1 protein-coding gene is annotated in these 15303 nt (G+C 66.2%); it reads left to right on the top strand.

The window, feature by feature from the left end; genetic code table 11:
* Nucleotides 1-70: 70 nt before the first annotated feature.
* Complete coding sequence (locus tag KXV01_RS13605) at nucleotides 71-15298, top strand: hemagglutinin repeat-containing protein (RefSeq protein ID WP_263467861.1); 15228 nt, start codon at nucleotides 71-73, stop codon at nucleotides 15296-15298.
* The last annotated feature ends 5 nt before the right edge of the window (nucleotides 15299-15303 follow it).

Below are 15303 nucleotides of genomic sequence, written 5' to 3'. Positions count from 1 at the left end.
GGCCAACACGATGTGGTACCGCGCAGCCTGCTGCGCATACAACCCAACAGCACCGAAAGGAATCAGCGCCGTGAACAAAGTCTACCGTCTGGTCTTCAACCGTACGCTCGGGGTCATGCAGGTGGCGTCCGAGCTGGTCAACGCCGCGCACGGCGGTGCCGACAACCGGGAAGGCCGTACGGTTGGCACGCTGCGTCCGATCAGTTTCGCGCTGTGGCTGATGCTGGGGTGGGTGGGTCTGGTGCAGCCGTTGTCCGCGCAGCAGGCGCCGGCCGACCCGGGCCGAATTGCCGCAGACCCCGGCGCGCCGGCGAACCAGCGCCCGACGGTGATCACCTCGGCCAACGGCACGCCCCAGGTCAACATCACCACGCCCAGCGCTGGCGGCGTGTCGCGCAATACCTACCAGCAGTTCGACGTCGGCCAGCAGGGCGTCATCCTCAACAACTCGCGCGGTGAGGTGCAGACCCAGCTGGGCGGCTGGGTGCAGGGCAATCCGTGGCTGGCCACCGGTAGCGCGCGCGTCATCCTCAACGAGATCAACAGCAGCAATCCGAGCCACCTCAATGGCTACGTGGAAGTGGCGGGTGCGCGGGCGCAGGTGGTCATCGCCAACCCGGCCGGCATTCAGGTCAATGGCGCGGGCTTCCTCAATGCCAGCCGGGTGACCCTCACCACCGGTACGCCGATCGTCACCCAGGGCGTACTGGACGGGTACCGCGTGGAAGGTGGCAGCATCGGTATCGGTGGCGCAGGCCTGGATACCAGTCGCGCCGACTACACCGACATCATCACCCGTTCGCTGCAGGTCAACGCCGGCATCTGGGCCAACCAGCTGCAGGCCAGCCTGGGCAGCAACGTGGTCAGCGCTGAACACAGCAGTGTGCAGCTGCAGAGTCCTGCATCCGCGGCGCCCACCTTCGCGCTGGATGTGGGCGCGCTGGGCGGCATGTACGCCAATCGCATATGGCTGGTCGGCAACGAACACGGCGTGGGCGTGAGCAACGCCGGCAAGATCGGCGCGCAGGCCGGCGAGCTGGTCGTCACTGCCGACGGCCGGCTGCAGAACACCGGCGCGATGCATGCGCAACAGGACCTGCGCATCGATGCCAGCGCGGGCATCGCCAATGCCGGCACGCTCAGTGCGGAGCGCGAGCTGCGCCTGCAGACCCCTGCGGATGTCGACAACAGCGGCGGCACCCTCAACGCGCGGCGCATCGAAGTAAATGCCGATGCACTGCGCAATCGTGGCGGCAGCATCGAACAGCTTGGAGCGCAGGTGCTGCAGCTGCAGGCGGCCGACGTCAGCAATCTGCAGGGCCGTATCGGCAACGTGGCCAGTGTGTCGCCGGGTACCAGCACCGGTACCCCGCCTGGCACGGGTACACCGGCAACCGGGACACCGGGTACGGGCAGCCCGGGTACCGGCACGCCAGGCACGGGTACTCCGGGCACCGGCTCTCCTGGCACCGGCACCCCGCCGGTCACGCCACTTCCGCCGCTGGCGGCCGGTGTGCTCAACATCGCCGGAACGCTGGGCAACGACGGCGGCCGCATCGAAGCCAGTGGCGACCTGCAGCTCAGCGCCCGCAACAGCCTGGACAACAGCGACGGTACCCTGGGCGCAAGCACCCTGCAGGTACAGGGACAGGCGCTGCGCAACATGCGTGGCACCCTGCAGGTCCAGGGCGCGGCCAGCGCGCAGGTGCAACAGCTGGACAACAGCGGCGGCCGCATGACCTTCGCCCGTGGCTTCGAGTTGAAGGCGATGTCGGCGATCAATCGCGGCGGCAGCCTCGCCCACGGTGGCAGCGCCGAGACGACCTGGACGATTGGCCAGCTCGACAACAGCGAGGGCAGCATCTCCAGCAATGCCACGCGCCTGGGTCTGGACATCGGCACCCTGGTCAACACGCGAGGTGGCATCAGCCACGCTGGCAGTGAAGGGCTGTTGCTGCGTGCGGGGGTCCTGGACGGTGTGCAAGGCAGCATCGCCACCGCAGGCGCGGCAGATCTGCTGCTGGGCCGTGCCGACCACCGCGGCGCGCAGCTGGTCGCCCGTCAGCTCGAGCTGACCGCACAGGACTTCGACAACCGTGGCGGCCGCGTGCTGTCCACCGGGCTGCAGGCCAGTACGCTCAATGTCCGCAATCACCTGGACAACAGCGACGGTGGCCTGCTGGCCAGCAATGCCGACCTGCAGATTGACGCGGTGTCCTTCGGCAATGCTGCCGGTACCGTGCAGCAGGCGGGCGCCGGCAACCTGCGCATTGCCACCGCCAACCTGCAGGGCCAGGGCGGCACTGTTCTCAGCAACGGCACCCTGCAGCTGCACGGCGATACCCTGAACCTGCGCAACGGCACCACCGCCGCGCAGCGCATCGATGTACGTGCCGGCGACCTGACCACCGCCGGTGGCACGCTGACCTCGACGGGCGGCGACGCGCTGCAGCTGCAGGTATCGCGCACCCTGGACAACAGCGGCGGCACCGTTGGCGCCAATGGTGCGCTGGACATCAACAGTGGCATCCTCATCAACGATGGCGGCAAACTGATCGCCGCAGGCACTGGCACCAGCCGCATCCATGCTAGCCAGCGGTTGCAGAACCAGCGCGGCCTGCTGTCCGGCAATGGCGATCTGGACATCAATGCCGATGGGCTGCTGAACGAGGGCGGCAGCATCGACCATGCCGGCACCGGCACGCTGCAGATCGAGGCGATCACCGTGCAGGGGGCTGGCGGCAGCATCGCCAGCAACGGCCAGCTGCAGTTGAGCGGGCAGCAGCTGGACCTGCAGAAGGGCAACACCCGCGCCCGTGACGTGAAGATCACGGCCACGGGCCTGGACACCAGCGGCGGCAGCCTGTTGTCCCTGGGCAACAATGCGATGCAGTTGCAGGTGCAGGGCCTGCTGCGCAACGACGGCGGCAGCATCAGCGCCAATGGCGCGCAACAGATCCAGGCGGGCGCGCTGTCCAACCGCGGCGGTGCGCTCAATTCGGCGGGTACTGCAGCGTCGCAGATCCGGGTCGACGGCACCCTCGATAACAGTGGCGGCAGCATCGCCAGCAACGCGGCCAATCTGCAGCTGAAGAGCGGCGCGCTGGTCAATGCCGGCGGTACCCTCAGCCATGCGGGCAGCGCCGGCCTGGTCATCGCTACCGGGCGCCTGGACGGGGCGAAGGGACAGATTGCCACTGCTGGCGCCCTGCAGCTCACTGCGGCCGAGGTCGACCACCAGGACGCATCGCTGGCTGCCGCACAGCTGGATATCACGGCGACCGGGTTGGACAACCGCGGTGGGCGCATCATCGCCACCGGCACCGGCGGCAACACGCTGCGCGTGCAGGGCACGCTGGACAATGGCAATGGAGGCACCGTTGCCAGCAATGGCAACCTGGACATCCACGCGCGCACCTTCGGCAACGCCGGAGGGACCGTGCAGCAGGCCGGTTCCGGCAGCCTGGTCATCATCACGCAGGACCTGACCGGCGCCGGTGGCACCCTGCTCAGCAACGGTTCGCTGGACCTGCAGGGCGACACCCTCGATCTGCGCGATGGCACCACGACGGCGCAACGCATCAGCATCGCCGGTGACAGCGTGATCACCGCGGGCGGCAATCTGAGCGCGCTCGGCAGCCAGGTGCTCCAGTTGCAGGCCCGCAGCCTGCTCGACAATACCGGCGGAACGCTGGGCAGCAATGGCGCCGTCGACGTGCATGCAGGCCGCTTCGTCAACGACCACGGCAAGTTGATCGTCGCCGGTGATGCTGCATCCGCAATCCGTGCCGCGCAGCTGGAGAACCGCAGCGGTTCGCTCTCCGCCAACGGCGACCTGCGCATCGAGGCGCAGATGCTGTCGGGCCAGGGCGGCAGCATAAGTGCTTCCCGCGCGCTGTCTCTGCAGGGCGGTTCATTGGATCTCCGCGGCGGCAGCGTGGCGGCCGAGCAGCTCGATATCGTGGCCGACAGCCTGGACAACAGTGCAGGCGCGCTGCGTGCAACCGGCAGCGGAACGCTGGCATTGCAAGTAAGCGGCCGGCTGGCCAACGACGCGGGCACCATCGCCAGCAACGGTGCGCAGCACATTGAAGCCGGCGAGCTCTCCAACCGTGGCGGCACGCTCAGTTCGGCCGGCAGCGCGTCCACTGAGCTGCGCGTCAATGGCCTCTTCGACAACAGCAACGGCACGCTGGCCAGCAATGGTGCGGCGCTGAAGATCGACGCCGGCGGCATGGCCAACGTCAAGGGCACGCTCAGCCATGCCGGCACGCAGGGCCTGCTGCTGCGTACCGGGCAACTGGATGGCCAGGGCGGCACCATTGCCAGCGCAGGGGGCATCACCCTTCAGGCGGGCAGCGTGGACCATCGCGGCGCCACCCTGCAGGCCGAGCGCATCACGCTGGACGCACAGTCGTTCGACAACCGGGCCGGCAAGGTCATCGCAACCGGTGCCGAGGGCAGCCGGATCGAGGTGGCCGGCACGCTGGACAACGGCGAGGGTGGCCTGCTGGCCAGCAATGGCGACCTGGGCATCCAGGCGGCGGTGTTCGGCAATGCCGGCGGTGGCGTGCAGCACGCCGGCGAAGGCGTGCTGTCGATCAACGCCGGAGCGCTCAACGGTACGGGCGGCACGCTGGTCAGCAATGGCAGCCTGCTGCTCAAGGGCACCACCACCGACCTGCGGGCGGGTGTCACCTCGGCCAAGCGGATCGAGGTGGACACCGGCACCCTGGTCACCGCCGGCGGCACGCTGACCGCGACCGGCAGTGACATGCTGCGGCTGAGCGCACGCGAACGCATCGACAACAGCGGCGGTACGGTGTCCAGCAACGGTGGCCTGGATCTGCGCAGCGCCGTGCTGGTCAACGCCGGCGGTACGCTGCAGTCCGCGGGTACAGCGGCCAGCCAGCTGAGCATCGGCCAGGACCTCAACAACCGCGGTGGCCGCATCCTGGCCAACGGTGGGCTCGGCATCGCTTCCGGCAGCATCGACAACCAGGGCGGTGCGCTGCACAGCGCTGAACGGCTGGTGGTCAAGGCCGATGGCCTGCTCGACAACAGCAACAAGGGCGTGATTGCCAGTGGCGCGCGCATGCAGGTGGCGGCGGCTTCGCTAGACAACCGCAGCGGCAGCATCGAGCAGGCGGGTGACGGCCTGCTGCAGATCGATGCCACTACGCTGCAGGGCCACGCCGGCCGTATCGTCAGCAACGGCGAGCTGCAGCTGAAGGGCGAGACCGTCGATCTGAGTGCGGGCACCACGGCCGCGCAGCAGGTCAGCATCGAGGTCGGCCAGCTCGACAACACGGCCGGTACGCTGAACGCCACCGGCAACCAGGCGATGTCGCTGCAGGTGCGCGGCGCGCTGGGCAATGACGGCGGCACCATTGCCGCCAACGGCGCGCAGCAGATCAGCGCCGGTTCGCTATCGAATGCGGGCGGCACGTTGAGCTCGGCAGGTACGTCCGACAGCCGGGTCACCGTCACCGGCCGATTCAACAACGGCGGCGGCACCCTCGCCAGCAATGCCGGCAACCTGCGTATCGATGCCGGGCAGCTGGTGAACGCTGCCGGCAGCATCGTCCATGCAGGCAAGGGCGTGTTGACCGTGCAGGCCAACCAGCTGGATGGAGCTGCCGGAAGCATCGCCACGGCAGGCGCATTGCAGCTGGATGCGATGACTGTGGACCATCGCGGCGCCACGCTCAGTGCCGATCACTTCAACATCAATGCCGACCGCTTCGACAACCAGAACGGCAAGCTGCTGGCGACGGGCACGCAGGCCAGCAGCGTGCAGGCCACCACCTCACTGGACAATGGTGGCAACGGTCTGATCGCCAGCAATGGCGACTTGGCCCTGACCAGCGCAGTGTTCGGCAATGCTGGCGGCACCGTGCAGCAGGCCGGCACCGGCACGCTGGCCATCAACGCGCACACCTTGAATGGCCAGGGCGGCAAGCTGCTCAGCAATGGCGCCCTGCAGTTGGCCGGCGAGACCACCGACCTGAGTGACGGCACGCTGTCGGCTGCCCGCATCGCCGTGGATACCGGCACGCTGCTCAACGCGGGCGGTTCGATCATCGCCTCCGGTCGCGATGCCTTTAAGGTGTCCGCGCGCGAAAGGCTGGACAACACCGGTGGCACGCTTGCCGGCAATGGCACGCTGGATCTGCGCAGCGCGCAGCTGCTCAACAACCGGGGCACGATCCAGGCTGCCGGCGGCGGTGGCAGCACCCTGGCGATCACCCGTGCGCTGGAGAATCGCGGCGGCCGCATCCTGACCACAGGAGACGCCACCCTCACAGCAGGCGCGTTCGACAATCGCGGCGGCACCGTGCACAGCGATGGCACCAGCGCGTTGACCGTGCGCGTCGACGGCCTGCTCGAGAACAGCGACAAGGGCACCCTGTCCGCCGGAGGCACGCTGCTGGCCGAGGCACAGTCCATCAACAACGACGGTGGCACCGTGGCGGCTGGTCAGGACATGCAGCTGACCAGCGGTGAAGTGCTGCGCAACCAGGCTGGCCTGGTCCAGGCCGGCAAGCACCTGCAGGTCTCGGCCAGCGGCCTGAACAACACCAGTGGCCGGATCATCGCCAACGACCTGCAGCTGGATACCCGCGGCCAGGCGCTGGACAATCGCAGCGGCATCATTGCCAGCCTTTCCGGAAATGCGGAGCTGCGCAGTGGTGCGCTGGACAATACCGGCGGGTTGTTGCAATCGGCGGCGGCGCTCAGCATCAACACTGGGGGACAGCGGCTGACCAATGCCAGTTCCAACGGCAACGGCATCGTCAGCAGCGGCACGCTGCAGATCCGCAGCGGCGATCTCGACAATCGTGGCGGCGCCGTGTCCGCCAAGTCCGGCGCCGACGTGCAGGCCATCAACATCGACAACAGTGGCGGTGGCTCGCTGGTGAGTGCGGCCGACCTGCTGCTGCGCGCGCAGCAGCTGGCCAACAGTGGTGGCAGCGTGACCGCCGGTGGCAACGCCGATATCGGCTTGCAGGGCGCGCTGCTCAACAGTGGCGGCCTGGTGGCCGCAACCGGCCGCCTCGACCTGCAAGCCAGCCACGTCGACAACCGCAATACGCTCAGCCCGGGCAATGGTCCTGCACTGGGGCTGCAGGGCAAGACCCTGCAGGTAACCACCAGCAACCTGGACAACCAGAACGGCCAGGTGATTGCGGACAACCTCGTGCTGCAGGTGAACCAGCGCCTGGACAACAGCGGTGGCCTGGTGTCGGCGGCCCTAGGCTCCGATGTCCGCGCCGATACCCTGGTCAACAGCGGCGGCACCCTGGTGGCCGGCAGGCAGCAGACCCTCCGCACCCGCGAGATCATCGGTGACGGCCGGCTGATGTCGCAGGGTGACATGACCCTGGAGCTGGGACAGAGCCACACCAACCGTGGCGAGATGGTGGCCAACGGCACGCTGAGCCTGTCCATCCAGGGCAACCTGGACAACACCGGCAAGCTGGCCGGCGCCAACGTCAACATCAATGCGGGCAACATCACCAATGCGTCCACCGGCGAGATCAGCAGCATCGGCCTGACCCGCCTTGCAGCGGGCGGCGCACTGGTCAACTACGGCCTGCTGGAAGGCAACGTCACCCATATCACCGCCGCGACCGTCGACAACATCGGCAGCGGCCGCATCTACGGTGACCGCGTCGCCATCCAGGCGGGCTCGCTCAACAACGTGGCGGCCAACATCGGTGGCGTGGACCGTGCAGGCACCATCGCCGCGCGCCAGCGCCTGGACCTCGGCGTCGGCACGCTGACCAACAGCGGCAAGAGCCTGATCTTCAGCGATGGCGACGCCGCCATCGGCGGCGCCCTGAACGGCTTGGCCGCAGTAGGCAGCGCGCAGCGGGTGGACAACATCGGATCCACCATCGAGGTCAGCGGCAACCTGGATCTGTCCGCGCTGGCAGTGAACAACATCCGCGAGAACGTAGTCGTGGAGAAGGTCACCACCGTGCACGCGCCGGTCCGGCTGGAGCAGCCCGGCTGGTTCAAGAACGCCAACAACAACAACCGCGATTTCAGGGCAACCTCGAACTACCAGCCGTACGAGATCTACTACCTTGATCCGTCGGACATCCTGGAAGACACCCCCTACGTCACCCCGGATGGCCAGCAGATCCGCAAGGCGGTCATCCGGCTGACCAGCAACACCAGCGCCTATGCCTTTGCCCGCGGCGGCGCGTATGGTGCGCGCGCTTCACGCGAACGCCTCAACGTGCAGGACGGCACCGTCACGATCTATTACGTCGGCCGTGCCGACAACCGCAACAATCCCGACCAGCTCGGCGCGGGCGCGGAAGATCCCTTCCGCGACCTGTCCGTCCGCGGGGCCGGTTCGCCGCCGATCGAGTACGTAACCGATACCCTCCGGTACAACAACGCCTACGGCACCTGCACCACCACCTGCGTGCAGCTCATCACTTATCCGGACTATGACAATCCGGACGCGACGCTGATCAACATGCAGCGCCACCCGCAGGAGACCAGCGGCAACGAGAAGACCCGTATTGCCACCCGCACCACCGTGGAAGACGTGGTGGTCTCGGCAGGCAACAACGCCGTGATCAATGCGGGCGGCAACATGCGGATCAGCACCGATCGGCTGGAGAACCGTTTCGCCAACATCGCTGCGGGTCGCGACCTGGCCATCGTCGGCCTGAATCGCGATCAATCCGAGGTGATCAATGCTGCCGAGCAGCTGACCCGCACCAGCACCTTCGACAACGTGTCCATCACCTACGGTGGCTCCTCCAGCCGCTGGAAGGCGGCACCGATCACCGAGAAGACCGGCGCGCTGGGTTCGTCGATAACCGCCGGTGGCAAGCTCACCATCGATGTCGGCAACCTGCGCAACGACAACACCGGGGGCAGCAACCCCAACGCCGGGGGTGGCAAGGGCACCGCGCAGGTGGATACCAACGGCCGCGGTGCAGGTGCGGTCGGTCCCGGCGCGGGCAGCGTGCAGGGGCCCGGCCAGAGCACGGGGCAGGGTGCGGGCAGCGTAGACGCGCAGGGGCCGGGCACCGCTGGCGCGGCGCAGGGGGCCAACGGCGGCCATCAGCAGGCGGTAACACAGGCCGACGGCGTGCGGGCAGACGCGGCGGGTGCCCAGGGCCCCGGCCAGGCCGGCAATGCCGGGGCGGGCGCTGGCACGGCGCAGGACATCAGTGCCACCCAGGCCGGGCAGGCCAATGCCAACGGCCCGGCGGCGGTGCGCGCCGGAGAGCATGCCGGCAGTGATGGCAATGCCGCGGTGGATGGCAAGCAGGCCACCACGACAACCGGTGCTGATCCGCGCGTGGTGGTCACCACCACCCCGAATGCCAGTGCGCCCACCGCCAGCCTGTTCAATGTGGACGCCAACCGTGGCAACCACATCGTGGAAACTGACCCGCGCTTTACCAGCTATCGTGATTGGCTCAGCTCGGACTATCTTCTGCAGCGCGCAGGCTTCGATCCCGCGCAGACGCAGAAGCGTCTGGGTGATGGCTTCTACGAGCAGAAGCTGGTGCGCGAGCAGATCGGCGAACTCACCGGCCGCCGCTTCCTTAGCGGCCACGCCAGCGACGAGGAGCAGTACCGCGCGCTGCTGGAGGCCGGTGCCACCGTGGCGAGCGAATGGGGCCTGCGCCCCGGCGTAGCGCTCACCGCCGAGCAGATGGCACGCCTGACCAGCGACATCGTCTGGCTGGTGGAAAAGGACGTCACCCTGGCCGATGGCTCGGTGGTTCGCGCGTTGGTCCCGCAGGTCTACCTGCGGGTGCTGCCGGGCGACCTTGGCAACGATGGCGCATTGCTGGCCGGCGCGGAGGTGGACGTCAAGCTGCGCGGTGACCTGGTCAACAGCGGCACGATTGCCGGCCGGCAGCTGGTCAGCATCGATGCCGGCAACATCCGCAACCTGTCCGGCGGCCAGATCAGCGGTGCGCAGGTGGGCCTGTCGGCGCGGCAGGACATCGACATCATCGGTAGTACCGTCAAGGCTACCGATGCGCTGGCGTTGAAGGCCGGCGGCAACATCACCGTGGCTTCGACTACCACGGAATGGAAGGACCAGGGCGATCGCCTGTCGCAGCAGAAGACCACGCTCGATCGCGTGGCTGGTCTGTATGTCACCAATCCCAGCGGCGACGGCGTGCTGTCGGTGGTGGCCGGCGGTGACATCGGCCTCAAGGCGGCAGAGGTCCGCAATGCCGGGAAGGATGGCATCACCCAGCTGGTTGCTGGCGGCACCCTGGACCTGGGTGCGCAGACGCTGGGCCAGAGCAGCGCGCTGAACCACGACAGCCGCAATCACACCAGCAACAGCCAGACCACGCATGCGGTGTCTTCGATTGAAGGCGCTGGCGATGTGGTGCTGGCAGCGGGCAAGGACATCAACCTGGCTGCAACCCGCATCAAGGCCGATGGCGGCATGGCCCTGCAGGCCGGTGGGGACATCAACAGCCAGGTGCTGGTGGACAGCCGCAGCAGCGACTTCAATGCCGGTGGCAAGCGCAGCTCGCTGCAGATCAGCCAGAGTGATGAGACCGTGCGCGGCAGCCAGCTGCTGGCTGGCGACAACATGGTGTTGAGGGCAAACCGCGATATCAATCTGACCGCTACCCGGGCCACCAGCTCGGATGGCACGTTGAGTGTGACCGCCGGTCGCGACGTCAACCTGCTCTCGGCCAGCGAGACGCATGACTTCAGCCTGGACAGTTACGATAAGAAAAAGAAGACACTTTCGAGCACCACCACCACCCGCCATGCCGAGAGCAGCGACAGCTACGCGATCGGCACCGGTCTGATGGGCGAGAGCGTGAGCGTCACCGCCGGCCGTGACCTGACCGCGGTGGGCGCGATGGTCGATGCCACGGGTACGGTCGTTCTCGGCGCTGGCAACAATGTGCTGATCACCTCCGCTGAGGACCATCACAGCAGCGAGTCCAGCGAGAGCAGGAAGAAGTCCGGCTTCACCGGTGGCTTCTCCAATGGCACCGCTTCGATCGGTTACGGTAGCTCGAAGAACAGCAGCAGCACTGCCGAGCAGTCGACCACCCAGGTCGGCTCGGCCATCGCCTCGCGCGAAGGCAGCGTGCTGATCAACGCAGGCAACCAATTGACGGTCGCGGCGTCCGACGTGGCGGCAGGCAAGGATCTGACCCTGGTCGGCAGGGACATCAACCTGGTTGCCCGGCAGGACACCGTGGATACGCAGTCCAGCCAGTCGAGCAAGTCCAGCGGCTTCTCGGTGGGCGTCACCTACGACCCGGCCAAGGCGTACCGCGCCGCACGCGACAACGCTACCGAAGGCATGGCCGACAGCGGCACGATGATGGGCCGGATCACGCGCACCGCCGAGGGCGTGGCGGCCGGCGTGTCGGCGGCCGTGCTGCCGGCGATCACGGCCGGCAGCCAGCGATCCAACAGCAACCAGAGCCACTCAACCAGTGATGCCCGGGTCAGCAATCTCAATGCAGGCGGCAATCTCTCGCTGATTGCCAACGGCGGCTCGATCACCAGCCAGGGCGCGCAGATGTCGGCCGAGGGCAATGCCGCCTTGCTGGCTACCAAGGACATCGTGTTCGATGTCGCGCACAACACCGAGCGCAGTGACAGCGACAGCCGTGGCAAGGGTTGGGGTATCGCCACCAACTCGGCAGGCCTGCCGTTCGGCACCAACAACTCACGCAGCGATGGCGCCGGACAGAGCGACACCATTACCGGCACCCAGCTGTCGGTCGGTGGTGGCGTGCGCATGGCCACCACGGAGGGTGACATCAGTCTCACTGCTGCGAACATTGCGGCGGAGAAGGACGTCAGCATCCGTGCTGCGGGCGATCTGACGATCCGTAGCGGGCAGGACACGGTCAGCAATGCCAACCGCTCGGACAGCAAGGCGATCGGCACTGTGCAGATCTCCGATACCGAGAAATTCTCCGGTTGGCATCGCGAACAGCATCGCGATGACAGCGCGCAGGTCTCACAGGTGGCCAGCACCGTCGGCAGCCTCGGCGGCAACGTCAACCTCACCGCAGGTGGCAAGTACACCCAGAGCGCCAGCAATGTAGTGGCAGCCAAGGACGTGAACATCACCGCTGCCGAGATCGAGCTGCTGACCGCCGACGAAAGTGGCCACTACTCGCAGAGCGACAAGGACCTGAAGATCGGTGCCTTCGCGCGGGTGAAGTCGCCGTTGATCGATCTGCTCAACAACGTCGACGCCGCGCGCAAGTCCGACGATCGCCTGCAGAAGATGCAGGGACTTGCCGCTGGTGCCAATGCCTATCAGGCCGCCAGTGCCATCTCCAGCATGGCCGGCAAGGGCGGAGGCGGGGCACTGCTCAGTGCCGAGGCCGGCGTCGGCTTCAAGACCTCCAGCAGCAGTGCCGATGGCAGCAGCCAGGTCTCGCGAGGCTCCACCATCCAGGGGGGCGGCAACGTCAACCTGACCAGCACCCAGGGCGACATCCACGTGGTGCAGGGCAATCTGAGCGCGGGCAACACGCTCAGCCTGGATTCGGCCGGTGACATCCTGCTGGAAGCGGGCAGGGCGCATGTGGCCGACCGTAGCAAGAGCAGCAATGCCGGCGCCGAAGTCGGCGTGGGCGTTGCGGTGGGCGCGCAGACCGGCGTGTACGTGTACGCCGAAGCCAGCGTCGGCAGCAGTAAGTCCAACGCCGAGAGCAGCACCTGGCAGAACACCACGCTGACCGGCAAGAACATCTCGATGAAGGCTGAGGGCGACACCACGCTGCGTGGGGCCACGGCGACCGCTGATCGCATCGACGTCAAGACCGGCGGCACGCTGACCATCGAGTCGTTGCAGGACATCGCCGAGAGTATGTCGAAGAACAGCCAGGTGGGCGGCCGCGTGCAGGTGTCGTTCGGTACCGCGTGGAATGCCGACGGTTACGCCAGTGCAGGCAAAGCCAACGGCAGCTATCAGGGCGTTGGCCAGCAGAGCGGCCTGTTTGCCGGCAATGGGGGGTACCACGTCGATGCCGGCCAGGTGAACCTGGTGGGTGGCGCGATCGCCAGCACCAATGCGGGCAACAGTGAACTGACTGCGGATACGCTGACGTTCACCGACCTGCAGAACCACATGGACTACAAGGCCAGCTCCGGCAGCATCAGTGGTGGCTTCGGCAACGGGGGCAAGGGACCGGCCGGCAAGGGTGTGGGGGTCGGCGAGCAGCTGAAGGGCATCGGCACGAGCATCGTGACGGGCAAGTTGGAGGGGCCGACGGGTGTCTCAATGGGTGGCGGGCTGCCCATGCATGAGAGCGGCAGCGACAGCTCCAGCACGCGCGCGACACTGACCGAGGGCAACATCACCATTGGCGGCAGGAAGACCACCGCGGCCGAGCTGGGTGTCAACACCGATGCAGCCGCTGCACACCGTGCGCTGGACGCGATGCCTGATGCCAACAAGCTGCTGGTCGATCAGCAGGCGATGGCGAACGCAGCCAGCACGGTGCTCGCCACCAGCAAGCAGGTCGCCGTGGATGTGCAGGCCTATCAGAGCAACAAGGCAACCCAAGCGTACTACGACAGCCTGTCAACGGAACAGAAGAAGGCGTTCAACGCGCTGAGTGCGGAACAACGCGATGCGGTGCTGACGGCAAACAGCCCAGCCTACGAAAATGCCAAAAAGTGGGGCACGGGCGGCGAATACAACCGTGCATTGAACGCGGTGACGACAGCGCTTGTGGGAGGCGTAGCGGGACAAGGTGCTGGTCAGGTCGCTTCCAATGCACTGGCGCCCTATGCCGCCTATTTCATCGGCAGCACGCTTGACCCGAACCATGGCAGTGACCCGAACGCGACGCTTCAATTGCTGTCGCATGCGGTGTTGGGTGCGCTGCTGGCGGAAGCCAATGGTGGCAGTGCGGGGACCGGTGCCGTGTCGGCGGCAGGCGGCGAGTTGGCTGCGAAGGTGCTGACCAATACGTTGACCGGGGGAGATCCTTCCAGATTGAGTCCGGAACAGAGGGAGATGGTGCTGGCGTTATCGCAGGCGGTGGGTGCGCTGGCGGGTGGGCTGTCGGGGCAGGATCTGGCTGGGATCACGTTGAATGCGGGGATCGCCAAGAACTCGGTTGAGAACAACTTCCTTGGCCATGTCGATCAGAAGAGGCTTGCAAGCCTGCGCGAAAAGTCACAGAAGGGTGGTCTCACGCCCCAGGAGTCCACGGAGCTCCTGTACCTAGATGCCGGCGATCGCATGAGCGATGGCCTGCTCAACAAGCTGTACGCGGGTGAAAAGCTCACAGAAGTGCAACAGCGCAATCTTGAGATCTACCTTGGTACGTACGCGCAGCAGAATGGCGCAGACGCGGCTGCCGCCCTCGTTGCTGGCGGATTCCGCAAAGCAAGTGAGTTCCCATACTCCGGTCTGTCATCCGACAAGCGGCAGTATGCGGATGAGAACTTCTCTGCCTTCGAGCGATACATCTGGAGGCCACAGGGTATCAATGAAGCGATCTACAACGAGGCCATCATCAAGTCGGGCTTGCAGATCTGGCGATCCGAAGATCTGCTTCCAACTGCGATGAGGCAAAGGCACGACTTCGCGTTGCTTGATGCACAGATCGCGAGCCCCCTGGCCAGTGGCGCCTATCTCTTCGGCACGGCGGCAGGGTTGAGCGATGATGATCGCTATGCCCTTACCATGACCGCTGGGAACATCGCGCTGATAGCTGGCGCGGTGGCAGCTGGAAAGACTGGACTTCTGCCGGTGACCGGGAGGCTGGGAATAAACCCGTCTACTGGCGCCGCATCAGGCAGCAGGGCATCCAGTGGGAGTCGCAGTCGCGATACGCTTGCAGGCAGAGATACTACTGCGCTAGGGGCTGCTGGCAAGGCAGGTGAGAATGTTACTGAGCGCGGAACGCTTGTAAATCTTATTCCGGCTGATCTGGCCGTGCAGCAGAAGCCAGTCCGCGTGCTAGTTCAGGATGATGCCGGGCGTTACTGGCTGAAGACTGAAAGTGGCAAGCTCATTACTCCGTCTGGTAGGTACGACTTCGTGACCATGCCGGATGGTACGATTCGTGCCTCCCGTCCTGGGCCAAACCAGGATTACTCTACCCACTTGGGCTTGAGCGGAGGTGGAGAGGTGAAGTATGCCGGATCTATCCGATTTGGAAATAATGATGGTCCGAATCGCGGGAAGGTGGTGGATTGGAATAACAACTCCGGTCATTACAAGCCTCCGGCGACTCTCAATGGGGGAGCCGGTCTCCCGCTGGATAAGTTCAATGGATCTAACGGTCGTTAATGAAT

This window comes from Stenotrophomonas sp. Ps181 (assembly GCF_025697425.1).
GTDB lineage: Bacteria > Pseudomonadota > Gammaproteobacteria > Xanthomonadales > Xanthomonadaceae > Stenotrophomonas > Stenotrophomonas sepilia.
This window is presented reverse-complemented; position numbering and strand designations above follow the sequence as displayed.